This is a genomic window from Ferrovibrio sp. GW821-FHT12D07 (assembly GCF_058807275.1).
The window spans coordinates 674,099-695,006 of sequence record NZ_JBXAQN010000002.1 but is presented as its reverse complement, the minus strand read 5'-3'; the positions used below and the strand labels follow the sequence as shown (position 1 = coordinate 695,006).

The 20,908-nt window shown below is 60.9% G+C and carries 19 protein-coding genes; 11 read left to right on the top strand and 8 right to left on the bottom strand.

Going from position 1 to position 20,908, the window contains the following annotated elements; all coding sequences use genetic code 11:
• The first annotated feature begins 12 nt into the window (after positions 1 to 12).
• Complete coding sequence (locus AC1RRE_RS15195; RefSeq protein WP_492982033.1) at positions 13 to 1,653, top strand: recombinase family protein; 1,641 nt, start codon at positions 13 to 15, stop codon at positions 1,651 to 1,653.
• Between the two features lie 199 nt (positions 1,654 to 1,852).
• On the opposite strand, the gene AC1RRE_RS15190 is transcribed toward AC1RRE_RS15195, so the two are convergent.
• Positions 1,853 to 2,554 carry a DUF2971 domain-containing protein gene (locus AC1RRE_RS15190; RefSeq protein ID WP_492982032.1) on the bottom strand — a complete coding sequence of 234 codons (702 nt, stop codon included), beginning with the start codon at positions 2,552 to 2,554 and terminating at the stop codon, positions 1,853 to 1,855.
• Positions 2,555 to 2,637: 83 nt separating this feature from the next.
• Positions 2,638 to 3,447, bottom strand: coding sequence for a hypothetical protein (locus AC1RRE_RS15185; protein WP_492982031.1), 810 nt, complete (start codon positions 3,445 to 3,447; stop codon positions 2,638 to 2,640).
• Between the two features lie 1,318 nt (positions 3,448 to 4,765).
• Between AC1RRE_RS15185 and AC1RRE_RS15180 the strand changes: the two genes are divergently transcribed.
• A complete protein-coding gene (locus AC1RRE_RS15180; RefSeq protein WP_492982030.1) occupies positions 4,766 to 5,008 on the top strand; it encodes a hypothetical protein in 243 nt (80 codons plus the stop codon).
• 226 nt (positions 5,009 to 5,234) lie between these two features.
• Here the strand turns inward: AC1RRE_RS15180 and AC1RRE_RS15175 are convergent, their stop codons facing one another.
• Positions 5,235 to 5,657, bottom strand: coding sequence for a hypothetical protein (locus tag AC1RRE_RS15175; protein ID WP_492982029.1), 423 nt, complete (start codon positions 5,655 to 5,657; stop codon positions 5,235 to 5,237).
• An 84-nt stretch (positions 5,658 to 5,741) separates the two neighbouring features.
• Between AC1RRE_RS15175 and AC1RRE_RS15170 the strand changes: the two genes are divergently transcribed.
• From AC1RRE_RS15170 to AC1RRE_RS15155, 4 genes are all read left to right on the top strand, one after another.
• Positions 5,742 to 6,437: a recombinase family protein gene (locus AC1RRE_RS15170; protein ID WP_492982028.1), complete on the top strand. Its 696-nt coding sequence runs from the start codon at positions 5,742 to 5,744 to the stop codon at positions 6,435 to 6,437.
• Between the two features lie 293 nt (positions 6,438 to 6,730).
• Entirely contained in the window at positions 6,731 to 7,495 is a 765-nt protein-coding gene (locus AC1RRE_RS15165) for a TIGR02391 family protein (RefSeq protein WP_492982027.1), read from the top strand.
• The gene (locus AC1RRE_RS15160; protein ID WP_492982026.1) at positions 7,492 to 8,172 is read left to right on the top strand and encodes a hypothetical protein; all 681 of its coding nucleotides are present in this window, start codon (positions 7,492 to 7,494) and stop codon (positions 8,170 to 8,172) included. The genes AC1RRE_RS15165 and AC1RRE_RS15160 overlap by 4 nt, the downstream gene beginning before the upstream one ends.
• A 148-nt stretch (positions 8,173 to 8,320) precedes the next feature.
• Positions 8,321 to 9,865, top strand: a complete 1,545-nt coding sequence (locus AC1RRE_RS15155) for an Asp23/Gls24 family envelope stress response protein (RefSeq protein WP_492982025.1) — start codon at positions 8,321 to 8,323, stop codon at positions 9,863 to 9,865.
• A gap of 7 nt (positions 9,866 to 9,872) precedes the next feature.
• Here AC1RRE_RS15155 and AC1RRE_RS15150 read toward each other — a convergent pair whose 3' ends face one another.
• Genes AC1RRE_RS15150 through AC1RRE_RS15135 form a run of 4 tightly spaced genes read right to left on the bottom strand, consistent with a single transcriptional unit; the run spans position 9,873 to position 13,174 of the window.
• The gene (locus AC1RRE_RS15150; RefSeq protein WP_492982024.1) at positions 9,873 to 10,769 is read right to left on the bottom strand and encodes a hypothetical protein; all 897 of its coding nucleotides are present in this window, start codon (positions 10,767 to 10,769) and stop codon (positions 9,873 to 9,875) included.
• A gap of 17 nt (positions 10,770 to 10,786) precedes the next feature.
• Positions 10,787 to 11,617, bottom strand: coding sequence for a trypsin-like peptidase domain-containing protein (locus tag AC1RRE_RS15145; RefSeq protein WP_492982023.1), 831 nt, complete (start codon positions 11,615 to 11,617; stop codon positions 10,787 to 10,789).
• Entirely contained in the window at positions 11,610 to 12,446 is an 837-nt protein-coding gene (locus AC1RRE_RS15140) for a hypothetical protein (protein ID WP_492982022.1), read from the bottom strand. The genes AC1RRE_RS15145 and AC1RRE_RS15140 overlap by 8 nt, the downstream gene beginning before the upstream one ends.
• A 44-nt stretch (positions 12,447 to 12,490) precedes the next feature.
• Positions 12,491 to 13,174 (bottom strand): magnesium chelatase domain-containing protein, encoded by a 684-nt coding sequence (locus tag AC1RRE_RS15135; RefSeq protein WP_492982021.1) that lies wholly within the window; start codon positions 13,172 to 13,174, stop codon positions 12,491 to 12,493.
• 358 nt (positions 13,175 to 13,532) lie between these two features.
• On the opposite strand from AC1RRE_RS15135, the gene AC1RRE_RS15130 reads away from it, so the two are divergent.
• The 3 genes from AC1RRE_RS15130 (at position 13,533) to AC1RRE_RS15120 (ending at position 15,920) form a co-directional block, all read left to right on the top strand.
• Complete coding sequence (locus AC1RRE_RS15130) at positions 13,533 to 14,102, top strand: TMEM165/GDT1 family protein (protein ID WP_492982020.1); 570 nt, start codon at positions 13,533 to 13,535, stop codon at positions 14,100 to 14,102.
• 130 nt (positions 14,103 to 14,232) lie between these two features.
• Entirely contained in the window at positions 14,233 to 15,207 is a 975-nt protein-coding gene (locus AC1RRE_RS15125; protein WP_492982019.1) for a Bug family tripartite tricarboxylate transporter substrate binding protein, read from the top strand.
• Between the two features lie 164 nt (positions 15,208 to 15,371).
• On the top strand, positions 15,372 to 15,920 hold the full coding sequence (locus AC1RRE_RS15120; protein WP_492982018.1) for a hypothetical protein: 549 nt from the start codon (positions 15,372 to 15,374) through the stop codon (positions 15,918 to 15,920).
• A gap of 16 nt (positions 15,921 to 15,936) precedes the next feature.
• Here the strand turns inward: AC1RRE_RS15120 and AC1RRE_RS15115 are convergent, their stop codons facing one another.
• Positions 15,937 to 17,880: an LTA synthase family protein gene (locus tag AC1RRE_RS15115; protein WP_492982017.1), complete on the bottom strand. Its 1,944-nt coding sequence runs from the start codon at positions 17,878 to 17,880 to the stop codon at positions 15,937 to 15,939.
• Positions 17,881 to 18,053: 173 nt separating this feature from the next.
• Here AC1RRE_RS15115 and AC1RRE_RS15110 point away from each other — a divergent pair, with 173 nt between their 5' ends.
• Together AC1RRE_RS15110 and serA are read left to right on the top strand one after the other, a co-directional pair.
• Positions 18,054 to 19,226 (top strand): phosphoserine transaminase, encoded by a 1,173-nt coding sequence (locus AC1RRE_RS15110; protein ID WP_492982016.1) that lies wholly within the window; start codon positions 18,054 to 18,056, stop codon positions 19,224 to 19,226.
• Positions 19,227 to 19,305: 79 nt separating this feature from the next.
• On the top strand, positions 19,306 to 20,880 hold the full coding sequence (gene serA / locus AC1RRE_RS15105; RefSeq protein WP_492982015.1) for a phosphoglycerate dehydrogenase: 1,575 nt from the start codon (positions 19,306 to 19,308) through the stop codon (positions 20,878 to 20,880).
• Positions 20,881 to 20,908 lie beyond the last annotated feature (28 nt).

Here is a 20,908-nt window from a genome sequence, read left to right as displayed (position 1 = left end):
TATGTCGCTGCTATGCCAAAGGCTTATTCCTATCTGCGATTCTCCACCCCCGAACAAGCGGCCGGCGATAGCCAGCGGCGCCAGCGGTCAATGGCGGCCGAGTATGCTGCCCGCAATGGCCTCGTGCTGGACGATAAGCTCACCTTCAAGGACCTCGGCGTTTCCGCATTCCGAGGCGGCAATGCAGAGGACGGCCACCTTTCGGAGTTCCTTTATGCGGCCGAGCACGGTGTCATCGAGCCCGGTTCATATTTCCTGATCGAGAGCCTTGATCGCCTGTCGCGCGACATTCCCCGCAAGGCGGTGCGCTTGCTAGAGCGCATTTGCGAGGCGAAGGTTAAGGTGGTCACTCTGGCTGACGGAAAGGTGTTCGACGAGGAGGGCATCGACCGCGACCCTATGGCCCTCATGTGGGCCATGATGGTTGCTATTCGGGCCCATGAAGAGAGTGCCACTAAGTCCCGACGCCTCGCAGCGGCTTGGGAAGCGAAGCGCACCAACTCTCAAACAAAGCCGCTGACCTCGGTCTGCCCCGCATGGCTGACACTCGATAAAACCACTGGCAAGTTTAAGCAGGTACGAGAGCGCGTCGCCGTGGTGCGGCGTATCTTCCGAGAAGCCCTCCGGGGATCGGGCCTAATTCCCATTGCGGCCGGGCTGAATAAAGGCGGTGTTCCTGTGTTTGGTCACATGGGGCGCCTCGGCAAGCACTGGCACCGCTCATACGTTTACAAGATTCTCACCAACCCGGCGGTCGTCGGTATTTATGTGCCGGGAAGGATGGAGTTCTCAGGGGGCAAGAAGCGGCGGGTGATGCTGGAGCCTGTGCCCGGCTATTATCCTGCCATCATTTCCCAAGAGGACTTCGACAACATCCAGAGTTTGCGGCAGGCAGTTGCGAACCCGACGCGCGGAAGGTTGGCGCGAGCGGTGGCGGAGGGGAAGGAGACGCTAGTAAATATCTTCGGCGGTTTGGGACGCTGCCCCCGTTGTGAGCAGACGATGACGCTCACGAACAAGACAGGCAAGAAAGACAAGCGACCGTTTCGGTATTTTGTTTGCGCGAAGGCGAAGATGGGGGCGGGCTGCACTTATAAGACGGTCCCCTATGATGTCGTTGAGGGAGCCTTCTTACAGCAATGGACTAAGCTGATAGAGGAGTGCCCGGCCGGCAGTGAAGAAGCGACCGCGCTTGAGGCGGAAGTGGAGGCGGCTCGGCATGTCTCCGCCGAGCTGACCGACGAGCTGCAGTCGCTTATGAATGCCCTTCGGCGAGGCAAGGCGCGGCCGGCGACAATCACGCGCCGCATGGAGGTGATTGAGGGTGAACTTGAGCAGCTCTCCATTACCATTAAGGCCGGTGCGGCGCGTCTTGAAACATTGGACCCCACCATCGTGCGACGCAGGGCGGCCGAACTCGGCGGCCTCCTCCCCGACCCGGGGGAAGGTGGGGCGGTTACTGCCGCAGACCGGCGGGCGACCAATGCGGTGCTGCGCCAGTTACTCAATGGTGTGACGATTGACTATCTGCGTGGGCGACTGGATTTTGATTGGCGCCACGGCGGCGTCACCAGCGTGGTGTACGCTTGGGTTGAGGATTTTCCGAAAGAGCAGCCCAAGCGACAAGCCAAAGGTAGCAAGCGGGCCACTTGATATAGCGGCAGTCCGATCCTAGGACGATTAGCTCGCGCCACCGACATTCGCATCGTCACCAGCCAGTACGGCGTACTGGATGTGCTGGAGCGGATGCACCCTCGGGGCAGCATCAGGCTCGCTGAGCGGCTCGATGCGATTGCCTTGGCGAAGGACGGCAAGCGTGATTATCGCGCCCGCAGGGCCCCGACGACTTGCCCTAGTCTATGAGGGCGGGAACTGTGTCTTCGTCTGGAACTACGGAGAAGTGTTGGCGGGCGCTCCTGCTCTTGATGACGCAGGCGCGCGGGTATCGCTCACGCGTTCTGATACACATGGCTTGGATCGGAAGGCTACACCGTTCCCCGAGGATTACCTCAGCCAGTTCCATGTCTTTGCTGAAAGGCAAGAAATGAAGCCCCCCGTGTTGTTCAGCTTGGGATAGCTCAATGAGCCGTCTCCATTCCCGTTCAAAGCTCCAATCGGCGCTCTTCACACTGAGCCGCTCTTGGATATTTAGGGGTGTTTCCGGTGAGCCGGGATTCGCACGCGCGGCCTCAACTCGATTAGGCTGATAAGCCACCTTGAAGATCAAAGAGCAATGCACATTGAAGCCGAGGCATACGCCCCTGTGCTTGTCGCCGTAATGCCCCCAAAGCGCGGGGCTTGTCCAATCTTCACTGAAAGAGAGCAGGCCGTACTCGTTATGCGCCGCTTCCTTCGCAGTGAGGGACTCCTCATGCCAACCTCCTCTTTTGGTGTTCTTATGCGGCAGGAACTCGAAAGGGTCATTGAGATCGTTTATGCGCGCCACCTTGAGGCGGCCTAGCCAAAGGTTGCTAACTGCAAATTCGGCGCTGGTTATGTGATAGAGGCGTCGGAAGTCTGGGCCAGGTGGCTTCGACGTGACGGCGCTGCCCATCTCGCCCGAATAGTCGGCTGCGACCCACAGAGCTCGATAGTCAGGTCGGAGGTTGTGTTTGCCTCTATTGTCACAGCCGTGCGTCATATCTTCCCACCAGTAGACGGTATGTCCCGCCAGCCTCTTCCCCGTTCCCAAATCAGGTCGCGCATGCAAAGTATCGCAACGCGATCAAAAGGCCCGGCCGACAGCAGGGCATTTAGCCGCGCAAAGCCCTCAAACTGCCATGCACCGAGCGGAGCCATTGCCTCAGAGAGGCGCCCCCGCCAACCCACGACTAGCAGGGTGTTCTCGACGGCACCCCCTACAGGACGGTACGACGCGATCTTACGGCCCACGATTTGAGACATCTCAGCGTCGTTCGTGCCAACCCCCGCGAAATCTCGATTCCAGTCCCATTCCAAATAGGCCACCTTGCTGAGGCGAATTTCGATTGCGGTCAAATACCGACGCAGGACTTCAGGATGGGTGTCGTTGACCTTGATCGCTCTGCGAGAACGATCTTTCGCTGTCCGCGCCTGATCGGCGGCGGGGAGGATCGCCTCACGGACTGCTCCTACAAAAGCGGCGTGGTCCTTCTTCGGCGGGACGAGCAGGCCAGAGAACTCCAACCTGACATGTAGGCCATCTAACTCGGGGTGGCTTTCTCGGTAGTTGGCGATGAAGTCCCTGAGGGCTTCCCAAGAGCCCTCGACTTCGCGCCTCGTGTGGCCGGCTGCCGTCACGTGTGGGCGATGATACTCCAGCACTTCGATTGCCACCGGACCGGCTGGAGTTTCAATGACGAAGTCGGGAGGCTCGTCGCCGTCCCGCACTTCGCCCGCAAGCGAGACAAGGCCCATGTAGGCATGGACCATCTCAAGTTCGTGTTGCTTTTGCTGCGGTCGGGTCATGTAGCTTGTGACGCAAAATCCTACGCCACGATTTGGAAACCGTACAGCCAACTCTTCATCCTTGCGGGCGCCGCACGGGCTGCGTAGTGTCGGCGGTGGCGGTCCTCACCCGCCTCTTAGATCGAGAGAACGAGCGTCAGCCTGAGCGTCCAAGCACGGCCCGCTCTAATGGGGATCGGACGAGGAAAGCCCGCCCGATCCCTTCTCGAATCCCCAGAGCACGGCAGCGGGATTTTGCGTCACAAGAGGCGAGACAGCGCCCCGCGAGAGATGCCTTTGGGAGTCGTTCTGCTGACTCTGGAGAGGCATCGGGGATTTCAGCTACCACCCTAGCGGCCCGCTCTGTGGCGACTCTCTGCGGCGCCCTGATGGCCATTGGCGGGGGCTGCCGTGACCGACGCTCTGGTGGGGGGCTCTGGAAGGGGCAATTCGATTAGGGCCCCCCTTAGACTAGGGATGAATAGAGTATCTATTAGAGTATTACCCTAAAGGTCCCCTTAGGGTCACCTTACGGAATCTCTAGCAAGGTGTTGGTGGGGCATGGCTGATCAGGCCCAACCAATTAACCTGCCCCTTAGAAGGAAGGGATGATGAGGGGGTTATCTATAGAGGCGACTATAAGGGTCCCCTGTAGGTTTCCTAGAGGAGCCCAGAGTTCCCCCGCCACACTCCCGGCCAGACTGACCAGACATCGAAATGTCTGATGGGAAAATCTCAGAGCCTTGCCGCTCGGTGCGTGATCGCACTTTCCCCCCATGGCCCCGCCACCCCACCCCCACAGCAACGTCCAGACCTAGCCCCCGGTATCATCATGCCCACCCGACTCCCCATCCACCCAAGCGAGATCGAGAGCGTCCTTGTCGATGATGCTGTTGCGGAGGTACTGCTGCCTTACTTCCGGTGGGGTTGGCGGCTGCGCCGTGGTCGCTGCGGACTGTGCCGGCCCATTCTATATCCGCCAGTGCGGGCTGGCCGAGGAGAGCCTCCGATCCGGTTGGCCCGGCTAATCACGCGGGCAAAGCCAGATCAGTTCCCGCAACACCGTGACGGCGACGTGCTGAACTGCCTGATGTCGAACCTGTATCTGGATGGGTCGCGCGGCCGAGCCTTTGCGGAGCGGCGCTATGCAGAGGCATCGTAACGCTTGGGTGATTATCACTCTTGCGGCACGATGCGTTCGGCGATGATTGAATCATGCCAGCGACCTCTTGCGCCCTCAAGAGTCCGATGGGGCGCAGACGCGAAAATATACTTCTTGCCGCACAGACTCCGTATGACTCATTAAAGAGCTCCCGTTGTTCCAAACAGGAGACATGCTGTGCGTATTCAAATTGGTGCCTTCTCTTTCGATACCAGTGCCGGCCTTTACATCGCCGGCCCCCGCTTTGAGCTGTTCGTCGAGGATCGGCAACGACTGCCCGGTCATAAACTCGCCGACTGCTGGTCGGATGAGTTCGGGCTCTACATCCTGCTCGGCCCGTGGCAGCTCACGGCGTCACCCCTCCCGGCGCCGAGCGCCAATGTCGCCAATGACGACGCCGCAGCGGGGGCGGCTCTGTAAGTAACGAGGCGGTCGGTCACCAAGCCGGCCGCCCTTTCATCGGTCCGGGGTATGCCTACTGCCGTGACCGATCCCCACCGCAGCAGCGCGCTACGAGCGCCGCGCGGTCCCCTCCGAGGCCCGGTTGCAGCCCATAGGCGGCGTGCGCCGGCACCTCGCACGCTGCTTCTGTCGTTGCCGGAACACAGCGGCGGGCCGGGCTACAGCCGGGCCTCGGGGGATGGGGTTATTGGATTGGGGACGTTTCGACGTGCATCACAGACCATGGAGTGGTGGTGCTGTTGAAGACAATCGTTGTTATGCCCATCCCGGAGATCATTGAGGCGAACTCAATGTCGCCGCCCGGATGGGGAATGAAACAATACTCCGCCGCACCATCCATCGGCGTCACGTCGATGAGGTCCCCATTACTGAGGCGGATCACGGAATGGGCGAGCAAATGGGCCTCGCCAATCTCCTTCATATCGATCAAGAGCCACCCATAAACAGCGGTATCTTCGGGGTGCCGTTCCTCCCACCGGGCCACGTTGACGTGACACCGGCGCGGCTCGCCTCGTCCCCCGACGGGACTGGCTCGGGGAACCATCAGTCGGTCCGAGGCGGCAGCAATCGCCGCTACCACGGCTTTCAAGTTGACTGGTTCCACCATCTCGGATGCCTCCCACCCTTGCTTTACCAGTCTGTTCCGTTTATAGCAACCAGCGTTGCACTTAACGGAACAGGGCTCACGACCATGACCACCGGCCGCTTCATCGCCTACTATCGCGTCTCCACCGACAGGCAGGGCCGCTCCGGTCTGGGACTGGAGGCGCAGCGGCAGGCCGTCACCGACTACCTCAACGGCGGTCGCTGGAAGATGGTCGCCGAGTTCACGGAGATCGAGAGCGGCAAACGCAATGACCGGCCCAAGCTGGCCGAGGCTCTCGCCGCCTGCCGAGTCTACGGCGCCACCCTCGTGATCGCCAAGCTGGACCGGCTGGCCCGCAACGTGGCCTTCGTGTCGAACCTCATGGAGAGCGGGGTGGAGTTCGTGGCTGTGGACTTCCCGCAGGCCAACCGCCTGACGGTCCATGTCCTCGCCGCCGTCGCCGAGCATGAGCGCGAGATGATCTCCGCCCGCACCAAGGCCGCCCTCGCGGCAGCCAAGGCCCGCACCGGGAAAGCCCGGAAGCCAATCGGCGGGCGCCGTAAGAACTCCCACACCATCCACCGCCTCGGGGTGCCGCAGAGCATCGCGGCCCGGACAGCGAAGGCAGCAGCGTTCGCCTCGAACCTTGCCCCTATGGTCGCCCAGATACGCGCTGAGGGGGCCTCGACGGTGCGGGCGCTCGCTGATGCCCTAAACGCCCGAGGCGTTCCTAGCCGGCGTGGCGGGCAATGGGGGCCATCACAGGTGCAGCGCCTCTTGGAGCGGCTGCCGGCGGCGTGAAATGGCCGGGCCTGTACTTGGCTATCCATCTTTTACAGGTGGCCCGAATGTCCGAGCCTGCTGGTCCTATTTATCTTTTACCGTTGAGGCCGCGCTTCCGAAAAGGTTAGGCGTGTTTGGCTCGATCCATCTTTTACCGCCTGCATGGAAAAGGCTTGGTGAGGTTGGACCGATCGGTGTTTTACCGGTCAGAGGCGGCGCGCCCAAGTCCTACCCGTGTTACGGACTATCTGTTTTTTTGACTCGCCACGCTGCGGTCCCGGATGCACCATAGGGACCGAGGCAGACGATCCGTGACGACGCTACCGCGAGAGATTCCTGACGTTGAGATTCTGCTCGGGCTCGAACCCGAGGAGATCGCCTTTGCAATCATGCGCGTCGTCCGTGGCGGTGAGCACGGCGGGCCCGGAAATTTTCATCCGCAAAGCTTAACGCACGACATCTTTGATCAGGGGCGGAACGATCATGTGCCCCGGTACCCGAGGAACCGGGAGCGGGACGTTGAGTTGGCTATTGCCGAGGCGTGGAACTGGATAACCGTCACGGGCCTGATGGTCCCCCAAGGCGGCCTCAACGGCAACAACGGCTGGCACCGCATGAGCCGCAGGGGCGCCCGACTGGCTGACCGTCAAGACTTTGACAATTTCCGAGTAGCCGCCGCCTTCCCGAAAAACATGCTTCATCCTCAAATTGCGGATCAAGTGTGGCTGTTGTTTGCGCGTGGCGAGTTTGAAGTGGCCGTTTTTGCCGCCTTCAAGGCGGTCGAGGTGGCCGTGCGTGATGCTGGCGGTTATGCCCCGGAAGACATTGGGACAGTACTGATGCGTAACGCCTTCAATCCCGAGCAGGGCCCGCTGACCGATATGCGTCAGCCCCGAGCGGAGCGGGAGGCATTGGCGCACCTGTTCGCGGCCGCAATCGGCTCCTACAAGAACCCCCACTCACACCGCACGGTGGCCCTAACGGACCCTGCAGAGGTGCAGGAGATGTTGGTCTTGGCGTCCCATCTGTTACGCATTGTCGAAACGCGCGCCGCCATACGGGCTGAGCGGCCGTGAAACTTCCTGAGGCGTTGAGCGCGGTAATCGAGGCGGCGGTCACATACGCATACGACCCGATTGGTCCGGTGGCCGGTTTGGGCGCAAAGGTAATCGGAGAGTATTACGCAGCAAAGCACGCCGAGGGTCGCCGAATATTCTACAGCGAGCTGGAGCGGTTGGGTGCCACGGCCGAGGACCTTGCCAATGTGAACGAGTTCGCTGTCGGCGCTGTCCGCTACACTCATGCGGTCCGTGACCAAGCAACAGCAGAGAACCTCAGGCTTTTGGTGCAGGCTATGGTGGGGCTTGCTCGGAGAGAGCGCCTGTGGGCGAGCGATTTCCTCAGGTATGCCGATACTCTGGCAACGCTTAGTCGCGACGAAATCATTGTGATCGGCGCAATTATGGCGGCGGATAGGAAGTATCACGCGGCGCCGCAGCCCAAGCCGAAGGAACAAAGCATTTGGAGCGACGCCCTCTATAGGGTAGCGGGTGAGGGACTACCGTTCCCCAACAGCGACTATGCTACGGCTGTGGCGGTCCGTGCTCAGCGATCTGGGCTAATACTGCCGCTGCAGCTCGTGGCTGGCCCGGCGTACCTTTTGAGCCCTATTGGGTATGAGGTGCGAGAGGTCGTTGACGTTGAGGCCGCACTCAATCCGAACGCCGCCAAGAAGACAGCAGCGGGGGCTTAGCCCATCGAGCCGGCGCTGGCCTTGTGAATACTATTGCAATCAGCTTTGACCGATAAGTCGACCTGAACCACGTATAATTGCGCCGCCCTCAGCCGCCCTGTATTCAGATGGGGAGGCGCTGTAGGCAGCGGCGCGGGGGAGAGAAAACATGGCGGCTGGAACCACGGGCGAGCTTGCGTCGCAACTCGCGTTGCTGAAAGAGCAGAATGGCAAGACCTTTGAAGCCGTCAATGGCATCGAGGCGGCTGGCGGCGCAAAAATTGATATGGAAGCCCCGACGGGCATTGATAGTCCGTCCATTGCAGGCGTCCACGCCAAGATTCACGCCTTGATCGGCATGGTGGAGGGCATCGCCTCAGCCACCGAAGCGGCGCTCAGTCTTGTGCCGGCCAATCATCTCACTGGCCTGCCTAAGGAGGTCGGCCGGGTTGCGGAGACACTAACCAATCTCCTGACGCACCTAGCGACAGTGACAAAGGACCATGGCGGCTTCGGGTCCATAGATGCGAGCGGCTTCACGGTCCAATCGCAGAATGGCCAAATTCCCACCAACCTCGCAGACGTTTATCAGAACATCCGTACAGCGGCTGATGCAGCCATTGATCGCGCCCACCGTATCCTGTCGATCATGTCGCCAGCGAGTTACGACGCGTTCACGGGCGCTGTGTTGGGGGTGGAGGAGGCGCTTGGGGCTCTAGCGAAGGCCCGACAGGAAGCCGCTGACCACCTTAAGAAAATCAAGGCCGCCGCGAACGCTGCAGGTGATGACGTGCGGCGAGCGGCAGAGCACGTAGCGAGTACTGCGGCGAGCAAGCAGGCCACCGACGAGACAGTGGTCAAGATCAATGCGAACCTAGAGCAGGCAAACAAACTCCAGCGGGATATCGAGGCGGTGGCCGCACAGGCGCAGGCGCTGCAGTCGCAGGTCGAGGCATACCAAAAGAAATTTACTGACTTTGAAGCTCAGCTCGCGGAACGCAACAAGCAGTTTGCAGAGGGTAAGCAGGCGCTCGATACTTTGATTAAGACGCGTTCCGAGGAGTTGGCGGTGCTGGTGGCTTCACTACAAACCCACAACGCGACCGCCGACGCCATCATTGCCAATGCTAAGGATGCTCTGCAGTGGGGTACGGCGGAGGGCTTATCGTCCAGCTTCGCCACGTCTGCGAAGGAACTGGATACACCGCTAAGCGACGCCATGGGCCGCTACGTGAAGTCTGTTATCGCCTTGGCTCTGGTGATCGCGCTTGTGTTCTTCGGCATTCCATACTTCGTTCCGGAATTCACCGTCTTCACGGTGCCGAATGGGCTTACTGGCCCATCTGCAGGGGCCTACATCCTCGGCGCAGTCGCGGTGCGTATTGCGATTATTGCGCCAGTACTGGTGCTAGTGCTTTTCTTTGCCCGTCGCTACAGCACACTGTACGCCGTTCGTGAGCTGTACATTTTCAAGAAGACAGTCGCGGCGGCGTTGCCCGGCTTTAAAGATATGGCAGCCGCAAAGGATGCGGATGCCCATGTTAAGGCTATGACGGCTGCGGCCTTCGAGCGCCTTCTGTTTAATCCGCGGGAACAAGCAACCAGTGATTTGGCAGGTACGCCTCGGGGCGGCTTCCTTTCTCGGTGGCTGGTGCGTCTCATTAAGCAGGCGTGGGACGAAAGCACGAAGCCGCCCGCGAAGCCGACGCAATAGAGGTCCCCTAACCCTTGTGGTCGGATAGGCTGCTAAGAGAAGCCGAGAGCATTCTGCCCCACCTGTCTGCGATATCCGACAACGTGCCGCCGTGGAAGCGCATATTCAATGACAGCATGTAGTCATTCATGCCATTGGCTGCCTGTTCGGGAGTGTGCCCGCCGGCTGACAGTGTATCGTGCCGTTTGACCTGTATTTGCGTTATTAGGGAAACGAAGCGTTCGTACAGCTCGGCGCATTCACTCGCCAGCTCCTGATCTAGCTCGATAATGTTTTGAGTGAGGGGATCGGCAGCGATAATGGACAGCTCACAGTAGTTGGATATCTCCAGCATCTTTGTTGCTAGGCGGGTACCCCGAGCCTCGCCGAACCGTTCGGCTTCTGCAAATCGCCGCTCATGCACCAGCCCGACCGCCGTGTCAGCGGCTGAGAAGTGGTGGCCGAACGCGAGACGGTGGACGTGGGCACGGAGGTCCAACGCTGGAATACCCGCCGCCATGCCTATGTGACGGAGGGTGTGGTTGTAGACGCGAGATGCCTCGCCGACCCGGGTCACGGCCTCGTCTGTTGTTGCTTGAAAGCTGTCATATCGGGCAGAGAGCCAACTTTCGTAGAAAGAAGTAAGACGATTCCAAGGTACGCAACCGTGAATGAGTCTGCCATTGTTGCGTAGTATTTCGACGTGGTGATCGAAGGCAGCGGGCAGGCGCTTTTGGACTAGTTCGAGCTTGTGCTTGTGATTGCGCGGTGGGGTTTCCTTAATCGATAGAAGCAGCGCAGAGAATAGCGCATCGATGGCAGAGTATCCCTCGACCGTCGCTTGACGCGGTGATCCGGCATATCGCGCATTGTGCATATGCTGCGCGGCGATCATCAGGCGCAGGGCTACTTCATCATCGACCATGCAGCGCCTTTCAGCGTTCAGGTTTCTTGTTGAGCGCGTCGCTCTGGCGGTGTTGGGTTGAATGTAACCCATCCAAGTCTGGCGAGCTCGCGGATTCCGACTGGACGAGGACCGCGCCCGTCGGACATGTCGAGCCCCTCGATCTCTGCGTCGAGAATTAGGTCAATTGGGGTGATGTAGGAGACATCGGTATGCGGCGTGTGGCTGGAGGTGTTCACCGCGAAGGCCGTGCCGCGCTCACTGAATACAGGGCCGCCGCTGGCGCCACCATGGATGTGCATATCGGTTTCGTAAGTGGGCCAGTTAATCAGATGCGCGTCGCGCCCATGGGGGAAGTATTCCAAAAGCTGACCAGCGAAGAACGCGGGGGTAAGGCGGATTGTGGTGGTGGTGCCTTCTCTTGTCACTTGAGTGCCGGGGTATGCGTAGGTCGTGATCTGCGCGCCGACCGGAGGACGCTCAAGCGTCAACGTAATGGACGGGTTGACAAGGGGTGCGCCGGTTGTGCGGTGCTGCATGGCGGCTGCGACGCCGACGGCCACGTCTGCTACCGAGTGCCACGCGCGCAAGATCGGCCGAACGAGGACATGCGTGTCGTCGGGCTGATGTAGGATGAAATGCGGATGTTCGATAGCGATGGCGCCATTGATCTCGAAGCAGTGGCGCGCGGTGATAAACAGGCCATAAGGGGAAATGTAGAACCCGGTACCCACAATCTCCCACTGGTCACCGACCACCCGGCCGATAGCGAAAACCGCGTTCGTTGCCTTGCCGCGCTTGGCCCCGTCCGGGGTGCGGAAGCCGGCATCGAATATCTGACCGGGAAATGACCCTTTGGGTTTAGCCATCCTCTTGCGTCGGCTGCTTCGCCAAGAACTGGTTGAGCGCCTGCAGCTCCATTTCCATTGCGGACTTCATCGCGTCCTTCCGACGGCGTTCTTCGTCCTCTTCCAGCATGATCAAGATTGAGCTGCGGAGGACTTTAAACATTGCAAGGCACGCCTCTTCGGTTAGCGCGTGGATACCGATGCTCAATATGGAATAGGTGCGTCTATTTTTGACGAGGAACTCAGGTAGATATACCTTGAGTTGCTCAATCTTCTCCTCCATCCGGAGGCGGGCGAAGTCGGCATCAGTCCAGTTTTCTGCCGTTTTATGTTCCTGAAAGCGGCGCTCAATCATGCGCTCGAAGATGCGGCGCAAGTAAACGAAGGAGCCGATGCCGACGCCGTGGGCCGCAAGACCGATGGCACGATTCAGTTCCACGCGGTCAGTTTGGTCTAAAACCTTCGCATACTCTCTCACCTCGGCGCTTGCTATGTCCGCGATCGAGGGAAACTGGCCGATTTTCCTAACTGTGCTGGCGCCGATAAATAGTTGGAATCGAATTTGGTGATTCTTATCTCGGGCGCACTGGACGGTGTAGTACGTATGGCCGCGCACGCGATCAATTTCGGGGGCAGTCGAGAGGCCCAACCCGTCTGAATTATGGTGGAAGGTGCTTAGCTTCCCGCATCTTGGGCAGAAGCCGTCGAACATGACATTGTGCGCCATGCAGAGCACGCGCGGGCTGGCGCTCAGCGGTGAAGCATTCCACTGCGATAGGATTTCCACCTCTTCGTAGAGGGGAGTGTCCATAAGGAATGCCTGCAAACCTGTCCAAGGCGCCGCCGTCATTTCTTTCCCCCAAGTTGGCTACCACTTTATATCCCAATACAGTTCTAGCCGCCGTATTTACTATTTGGTCCTTTTGACCACAGCATAAGAAGGTTATGGGCGCCGGCGGCAGCGATTTCGAGAGCGCGCTTGGCGCTATCCTGTCCCTTGATGTCGCGCAGGTCCGCCACAGTGCGGCTATCCTCGGCGATCCGTGCGACCGGTGGGACGAGTACTTGCGTACCTTTGAAGTGATTGATCAGCGCTAATAGTGTCGGTGCGGCCAGTACGCGCGTTGCATCGCCGGCCCAGGCTGCTTCGCCGCCCTGTGCATGCGGGCAGATCATGCCGCGATCCTCTGCATGCGCAGCCAGTGCAGCGGGCAGGATCCCGGTAACGGAACCAACCGCGCCATCCAGCCCCAGTTCGCCCAGGGCCACATAGCCGTCCAGCGCATCACCCGGCAGCACGTTCATCGCGGCCAGCAGGGCAAGCGCGATCGGCAGATCGTAGTGACTGCCTTCCTTGGGTAGGTCGGCCGGCGCCAGATTGACCGTGATGCGCTTGGGTGGCAGCGCCAGTCCGATGGCGCCCAGCGCCCCGCGCACGCGCTCCCGGCTTTCCCCCACGGCCTTGTCGGCCAGACCGACCACGCTGAAGGCCGGAAGGCCGTTGGCGAGCTGGACCTGCACATCCACTGGCATGACCTCGATGCCGTGGAAGGCGACGGTTCGGCAGCGAGCGACCATGATCTTTCCGTTTATCGTTTGTTCGCATCAACTCAATCATCTCTGATTGAGTCTTTCAAGTATATCTCCCGTAAATAGAATATCCACGTATGCGACAGCGAGGGCCTTGGCGCTTTCATCGTTCCGCGTTACACAGTCCCCGCACCCTTTGGGGAGTAGCCGTCTGCCGCCTTGCAAAAGGTCGAGCGGGGAGAGCGTCAACAGACTAGGCGAGCGGAGACCAGCCCTCTCACCTTGGCGCTTTCGGACCGGAGCATTCCGGTATGGCGAGACCTTAGGCTTGTACTGTCGACACCCGGACCGGGCGGCGACGGGACAGCCTATGGCCTCATTCGCCGCCCGGTCCCCATCGTGCCCCATGCTCACAGCCTTTCTCACCACCACCGGCCTCGTTGCTATTGCCGAAATCGGTGACAAGACGCAGCTCCTGTCCTTGTTGCTGGCGGCGCGCTTCCGCCAGCCCTGGTCGATCCTGGCTGGCATTCTCGCTGCAACCATCGCCAATCATCTGGTCGCCGCCGCTATCGGCGTCTGGCTGCAGGGCCAGTTCGATGCCCGTGTCCTGCGCTGGATTCTGGCGGCAAGCTTTGCGGCCATGGCGATCTGGACCCTTATCCCCGACAAGCTGGACGACGATGCCGCGCCCAGGCCGGGACGCTGGGGCGCGTTCCTCACGACGCTGGTTGCTTTTTTCGTGGCCGAGATCGGCGACAAGACCCAGCTCGCCACTACGGCACTGGCGGCGCGATTCGACGCGATCCTGCTGGTGACTCTGGGCAGCACGCTGGGTCTGATGCTGGCGAACGTACCGGTGGTGATGCTGGGCGAAACGCTGATGCGCCGTCTACCGCTCGCCCCGGTGCGCTATGTCACGGCGGTGGCTTTCGCAATTCTGGCCCTGGTGGCGCTGCTCATTCCCGCAGGATGAACGCAGGTGCACAAAAAGGTTGCAGGTCCAACGAAATCGTTGGTCTGCAGCCGGCTTTGCCTTAAGACTCCTGATCCTGAGGAAACACGCGTCACCGGATCAACTGGGGCGTTTAGAAGGGAGAGATCACATGCGGCGGATTCTGGCACTCACTACAGCGGTTCTTGCCGCAGTTACCTTCGGCGGTGCGGCCCAGGCGCAGGCCTGGCCCGACAAGCCGATCACCATGATCGTTCCCTTCCCGGCCGGCGGCGGCACCGATGCCTTCGCCCGTCCGCTCGCCGCCCATCTGGGCAACAAGCTGGGCAAGCAGATCATCATCGACAACCGCGGCGGCGCTGGCGGTACGGTCGGCGCAGCCGTGGCGGCGCGCGCGGCACCCGATGGCTACACCTATTTCGTTGGCGCAGCCCACCATGCGATTGCTCCGGCGGTCTATCCCAAGCTCGAATACGATATCGAGAAGGATTTCGTCCCCGTTGCCCTGATCGCGCAGCCGCCGCAGGTGGTGGTGATCAATACCAGCCGCACGTCGGCCACCACGCTGAAGCAGCTGATCGACGAAGCCAAGGCGAAGCCGGGCAAGCTGAGCTATGGTTCGGCCGGCAATGGTACCGCGCATCACCTGGCGGGCGAAATGTTCAAGATGCTGACCAAGACCGATATCGCGCATGTGCCGTATCGCGGTGCGGGTCCGGCCATGCAAGATCTGGTCGGTGGACAGGCCATCGAGATGATCTTCGACGGTCTCGGTTCCTCGGCTGCGCAGATCAAGGGCGGCCGCATCAAGGCACTGGCGGTTGCCGCGCCCAAGCGTTCTCCGGCCTTCCCCGATGTGCCGACCGCTGCCGAAGCGGGCGTGCCCGGTTACGAGGTCTCGACCTGGTATGGCATCTGGGCGCCCAAGGGGACACCGGCACCGATCGTCGAGCGCATGACCAAGGAAGTGCTGGCCGCGATGGCTACGCCGGAGTTGACGGAAATCTGGAAGAACAACGGCTCTGAAGTGCCAAACGTCACCGGTGCGGCCTTTGGCACGTTCCTCAACGCCGAGATCAAGCGCTGGGGTGAAGTGGCGAAAGCTTCAGGCGCCAGGATCGACTGAGTCGATCCTCACTAATTCTTGCCGGAACACAGAGCCGGCCGCCTTCGGGCGGCCGGCTTTTTTTAAAGAACGAATCCAGTTTTTTATGTGACAGCCTGCATCGTCTGTGGCCGGAACGTGGGTGAATTGGTTAAACTGCTCGCAGAGGGGCAAGCTGAGAGCTCATGACCAAGATTGCCGGAAAACGCTACAAGAAAGCGGAGATCGAAACTCTGCTCGATGCGCTCAAGCGCCAAACCAAGCGTGCCCGCAAGATCGCTGAAGATGCGATTGCCCGTATCGGCAAGGCAGCCTATGAACCTTATTATGAATACCGCACCGCGCTGACCGAGATCGAGGGCGTGCTGGTGTTGATCGAAGACCGTATGGAAAATGCGGAGACCGATGCACTGGCCCAGATGAAGGATTATCACAGCACGCTGATCATCGATCTTCTGCGCCTTAAGATCGAAGTGGTGCTGCGGGTCTTTCCGGCGCTGGAGAATGCCGAAGTACTGCCTATGGGTACGCAGAAGGTGTTTCTGTCGACCATCTGGGAGCTACACGAAACAGTGGGGCGGATCGATCGCGAGAAGATCCAGGGCATTCTGGATGATGACTCGCGCAAACGCCTGACGGTGGCCGAGACGATCCTGCGTGAGGTTTCCGAGCGTGCGCCGACCCTGATGGAGTTGGCCCAGAAGGAAGCGCATCAGGCCGACCATCGGAACTGACGGCGGTTTCCTGCCCTCAGGGGGCCGAAAGTTCGTGATACTGCCGGGCATAGAACATGCGGTGCGCCGTCTGGGTCTGGGCCGCCGCTTGCTTCCGGATCAACTCGGGTAGCGCTTCAGGGGTTATCCGTTCCAGCTGATAAGGGCCGGTCCGCATCTTGTAGGGCGTCATCCCGCCTTTGGGGGTCAGCACCACGGCATTGTTGCCATCGCCTACCGCCACATCGAAATTATGCGCCATGGCGATGCGGCCGGTGCCGTCCCGCGGCGCGCGGCGCAGGTCGATGCCGAAGAACGGGCTGTCATAGCTCAGGCCCAGGATGCCCAGCAGGGTCGGGCCGACATCCATACTGGAGCCCAGCACCGGATTGCGTTCGGGTTTGATGTATTTCGGTGCCAGCACGATCATCGGCACGCGGAATGCCTGTACCGGAATCTGCGCCGCGCCCCAGACCTTCGGCCCGTGATCGCCCAGCATGACGAAGACGGTATCCTCGAACCACGGCTTCTTGCGTGCCGCGTCGATGAACTGGCCCAGTGCCCAGTCGGCATAGGCGGCGGCGTGGTCGCGGGCATTCGGCGCCGGTTTGAACGGCACACGCCCCTCTGGGAACATGAACGGGCGATGGTTGGTTACGGTCAGCGCCGAGAAGAAGAACGGCCCGGGTTCGGCCGCCATCTGGTCGATGCGGTTGAGCGCTTCCTTGAACATGTATTCGTCGGCCACGCCCCAGATGGTCTTGAAGCTCTGGTCGGCGATATCGGCCTGGCCCATCACCTTGTCGAAGCCGATGGTCTTCCAGAAATAGCCCATGTTGTCGAAGCTGGTCGGGCCGCCGTAGAGGAAGGCGGTGCGATAGCCGAATTTCTCCAGCAGGAAGGGCAGCGAGTTCATGCCTTCCGAGCCGGCGCGGCGCGCGGTCGAAATGCCGGGGATCGGTGGGAATGAGGTGAACACCGCCTCCAGCGCGCGCACCGTGCGGTCGCCGGTGGCGTAGATATTGGTGAACAGCAGGCCGTCTTCGGCGATGCGATGCCAGTTCGGCGACATCGTCTGCCAGTAGTCTTTCTGCTTCGGGTCGAACACATCCTCGAAATAGACTGAGCCGTAGGACTCTTCCAGGATCAGCACCACGTTCAGCTTTTTCGCGGGCGCCGGGCCGTTATTAACGTGACGGCGGATGCTGCGTTCGTTCGGAGTGGCCAGATTGGTGGTATTATCCTGTTTCACCATATCCCGCAGCAACGGCAAAGCTTCTTCTTCCGGGATGCCGGCATAGACACCATCGTATTTGCTGTCGTTTGTGAAATAGGCATTGAGGATGCTGTGCATGCCGTTCACCGCCAGTTCGTTGACGGTGCGGGTCGCGACCGGCTCCCAGGGGCCGAGCAGCACGAAGGGCAGCGCAAGGACGACAGTGATAGTCGCCGCGGCCAGCGCTCGCCGCCGCTCGCTTCTGACGAAAGGCGTCTTCAGGGCTTGCGTAAGGCGGCGCCAGAGTAAGGCGTAGATCAGCAGTACGACGGCTCCGATCGGCGGCAGATAATAGCGCAGGTCAAAAGACTCACGGATATTGCCGATCACTTCCTTGGGGAAGATCAGGTAGTAGATGGCGATGCCGTTGAAGCGGCTGTTGTATTCTTCCCAGAAGAACAGTTCGGCGACGGCGCTGAACACGACAAGGCCGAGCAGCAACAGCAGTAACAGATGCGCCGGGATCATGACGGCACGCCAGCGCAGTGGCCGGGCAAACAGATACAGTCCCATCAGGAAGGGCAGACCCAGCACCAGGCCCGTGGCCAGATCGTCGGTCAGGCCCACGACCCAGGCGGCGGTGAAGGCGCCGATGGAGTCCGGCGTTTCGAGTGCCACCCAGATCGTCAGGGCCAGACGAACCAGGGCAGCCAGTCCGACAAAGATGGCGATGCAGGTGAACCAGAATTGTAAACGTTTCGGCATGGCCGGCAGTCTGCGTCATACCGGTGCGGACCGCGACGGTCAGAAACTCCAATTTTATGCGCAAGTTGCGATCTCCATCACATTGGCGGTTGCGCCCGGCCCCCGACTCCGGGTAGAAGGGCCGCGGGACACGCCCCCCCAACGGGGCGCTTACTATCTGGAAGGATAGACACATGACGAAGCCTGCCCTGCGCCCCAAATCCGCGCATTTCTCTTCCGGCCCCTGCGCCAAGCGCCCCGGCTGGACCCCCGAAATCCTCAAGAATGCCCTGCTGGGCCGCTCGCATCGCTCCAAAGAGGGCAAGGCGCGCCTGGTCGAGGCCATTGAGCTGCATCGCAAGATTCTCGGCATTCCCGCCGACTACAAGATCGGCATCGTGCCAGCCTCCGATACCGGTGCCGTCGAGATGGCGTTGTGGTCGCTGCTGGGCGAACGCGGCGTCGACGTGCTGGCCTGGGAAAGCTTTGGTGCCGGCTGGGGCTCGGATATCGCCAAGGAACTGAAGCTCAAGGATGTCCGCACGCTGAAGGCCGGCTACGGCGCGATCCCCGACCTGAAGCAGGTCGACTGGGCCCGCGACGTCGTCTTCACCTGGAACGGCACCACCTCGGGCGTGAAGGTTCCCAACGGCGACTGGATTGCCGACAACCGTCAGGGCCTTGCCATCTGCGACGCCACCTCGGCTGTCTTCGCCATGGACCTGCCGTGGTCGAAGCTCGATGTCACCACCTGGTCCTGGCAGAAGGCAACCGGTGGCGAAGCTGCGCACGGCATGATCGTGCTGAGCCCGCGCGCTGTGAAGCGTCTGGAGACCTATACCCCGGCCTGGCCGCTGCCGAAGATTTTCCGCATGGCCAAGGACGGCAAGCTGATCGACGGCATCTTCAAAGGCGAGACGATCAACACGCCCTCGATGCTCTGCGTCGAAGACATCATCGACGCCCTGAAGTGGGGCGAAAGCGTTGGCGGCCTGAAGGGCATGATCAGCCGTTCGGAAGCCAACCTGCAGGCGATCACCGACTGGGCAGCCAAGACCGCCTGGGTCGATTTCCTCGCCGGCGATGTTGCCGTGCGCTCCAACACTTCGATCTGCCTCAAGGTGGTCGATCCCTGGTTCACCGCCCTTGGCGAGAAGGACCAGGAAGCCGCTGCCAAGCAGATTGCTGCCGTGCTGGAGAAGGAGGGTGTTGCCCTCGACATCGCCGCCTATCGCGACGCGCCTCCGGGCCTGCGCATCTGGGGCGGTGCCACGGTGGAAACCGCCGATGTGGCGGCGCTCTGCCCCTGGCTGGACTGGGCCTTCGCGGACGTGAAGGCCACCTACAAGCCGGCTGCGGCCGCCTGATCAACCGATCCACGGGCGCGGCGAGAGCTGCGCCCGTTCTTCTTTCCCCATTTTCATTCTGACATCCGAGGACTTTCCCATGGTCAAGGTTCTGATCTCCGACGAACTGAGCCCCGCCGCCGTCGACATCTTCAAGACCCGCGGCGTCGAGGTCGACATCAAGACCGGCCTGAAGCCGGAAGAGCTGCTCGCCATTATCGGCGACTATGATGGCCTCGCCATCCGCTCAGCCACCAAGGTGACCGCCAAGGTGCTGGAGGCCGCCAAGAAGCTGAAGGTTGTTGGTCGCGCCGGGATCGGCGTCGACAATGTCGACATTCCGGCTGCCACTGCGCGCGGCGTCTGCGTCATGAACACCCCGTTCGGCAATTCGATCACCACTGCCGAGCACGCCGTTGCCATGATGATGGCTCTTGCCCGCGAGATTCCGCTGGCCGACCGCTCCACACAGGCCGGCAAATGGGAAAAGAACCGCTTCATGGGCGTCGAAATGTACGGCAAGACGCTGGGCCTGATCGGCTGCGGCAATATCGGCTCCATTGTGGCCGACCGTGCCCAGGGCCTGAAGATGAAGGTGATCGGCTATGATCCTTTCCTCACGCCGGAACGCGCCACTTCGCTCGGTATCGAGAAGGTCGATCTGGACGATCTGCTGGCCCGCGCCGATTTCATCAGCCTGCACACCCCGCTGACCGAGCAGACCAAGAACATCCTCGACGCCAAGGCGCTGGCCAAGGCCAAGAAGGGTGTGCGCATCGTCAATTGCGCCCGCGGCGGTCTCGTGGACGAGGCGGCTCTGAAAGACGCTTTGGATAGCGGCCAGGTGGCCGGTGCCGCCTTCGACGTGTTTGTCACCGAACCGGCCAAGGAAAATGTGCTGTTCGGTCATGAACGCTTTGTCGCGACCCCGCATCTGGGCGCTTCGACCAACGAAGCCCAGGAAAACGTCGCCCTCCAGGTGGCCGAGCAGATCGCCGACTATCTGCTGAACGGCGCTGTCACCAACGCGCTGAACATGCCGTCGGTCTCGGCCGAGGATGCGCCGAAGCTGAAGCCCTACATGACCCTGGCCGCCCAGCTGGGCAGCTTCGTCGGTCAGCTGGCTGAAGCCAATCTGACCAAGGTCGTGATCGAGTACGAAGGCCATGCCGCGACGCTGAACACCCGTCCGTTGACCGCCATCGTGCTGGAAGGCCTGCTGCGCCGCCAGCTCAGCAGCGTCAACATGGTCAATGCGCCGCTGGTGGCCAAGGAGCGCAATATCGAGGTCTCCGAGGTCAAGCATGATCGCGAGGGCGACTACCAGACCCTGATGCGCGTTACCATCCATGCCGACAAGGTGCGTCATCTGTCGGGCACGCTGTTTGCGAACAAGAACCCGCGCGTGGTCGAGATCAAGGGCATCGATATCGACGCCGAGCTGGGCCCGCACATGCTCTATGTCACCAACGCCGACAAGCCGGGCTTCATTGGCCGTCTGGGCACGGTGCTGGGCGATGCCGGCATCAACATCGCCACTTTCCATCTGGGCCGTGCGTCGCGCGGCGAGGATGCGATCTGCCTCGTTGAGGTCGACAGCGCCATCCCGGCCGATGTGGCCGCGAAGGTGCAGGCGATCCCCGGCGTGCGTCAGGCGACCCCGCTGCAGTTCTAAGTCAAGTCTTAAGTCTTCGATTCCCGCC

Excerpts from the sequence above, each read along its gene's own strand:
- AC1RRE_RS15120 (WP_492982018.1), top strand. The coding sequence starts at position 15,372 with ATGACCAAGATTGCCGGAAAACGCTACAAGAAAGCGGAGATCGAAACT.
- serA (WP_492982015.1), top strand. The coding sequence starts at position 19,306 with ATGGTCAAGGTTCTGATCTCCGACGAACTGAGCCCCGCCGCCGTCGAC.
- AC1RRE_RS15170 (WP_492982028.1), top strand. The coding sequence starts at position 5,742 with ATGACCACCGGCCGCTTCATCGCCTACTATCGCGTCTCCACCGACAGG.
- AC1RRE_RS15185 (WP_492982031.1), bottom strand. The coding sequence starts at position 3,447 with ATGACCCGACCGCAGCAAAAGCAACACGAACTTGAGATGGTCCATGCC.
- AC1RRE_RS15140 (WP_492982022.1), bottom strand. The coding sequence starts at position 12,446 with ATGACGGCGGCGCCTTGGACAGGTTTGCAGGCATTCCTTATGGACACT.
- AC1RRE_RS15145 (WP_492982023.1), bottom strand. The coding sequence starts at position 11,617 with ATGGCTAAACCCAAAGGGTCATTTCCCGGTCAGATATTCGATGCCGGC.
- AC1RRE_RS15125 (WP_492982019.1), top strand. The coding sequence starts at position 14,233 with ATGCGGCGGATTCTGGCACTCACTACAGCGGTTCTTGCCGCAGTTACC.
- AC1RRE_RS15110 (WP_492982016.1), top strand. The coding sequence starts at position 18,054 with ATGACGAAGCCTGCCCTGCGCCCCAAATCCGCGCATTTCTCTTCCGGC.
- AC1RRE_RS15175 (WP_492982029.1), bottom strand. The coding sequence starts at position 5,657 with ATGGTGGAACCAGTCAACTTGAAAGCCGTGGTAGCGGCGATTGCTGCC.
- AC1RRE_RS15195 (WP_492982033.1), top strand. The coding sequence starts at position 13 with ATGCCAAAGGCTTATTCCTATCTGCGATTCTCCACCCCCGAACAAGCG.
- AC1RRE_RS15130 (WP_492982020.1), top strand. The coding sequence starts at position 13,533 with ATGCTCACAGCCTTTCTCACCACCACCGGCCTCGTTGCTATTGCCGAA.
- AC1RRE_RS15150 (WP_492982024.1), bottom strand. The coding sequence starts at position 10,769 with ATGGTCGATGATGAAGTAGCCCTGCGCCTGATGATCGCCGCGCAGCAT.
- AC1RRE_RS15115 (WP_492982017.1), bottom strand. The coding sequence starts at position 17,880 with ATGCCGAAACGTTTACAATTCTGGTTCACCTGCATCGCCATCTTTGTC.
- AC1RRE_RS15155 (WP_492982025.1), top strand. The coding sequence starts at position 8,321 with ATGGCGGCTGGAACCACGGGCGAGCTTGCGTCGCAACTCGCGTTGCTG.
- AC1RRE_RS15135 (WP_492982021.1), bottom strand. The coding sequence starts at position 13,174 with ATGGTCGCTCGCTGCCGAACCGTCGCCTTCCACGGCATCGAGGTCATG.
- AC1RRE_RS15190 (WP_492982032.1), bottom strand. The coding sequence starts at position 2,554 with ATGGGCAGCGCCGTCACGTCGAAGCCACCTGGCCCAGACTTCCGACGC.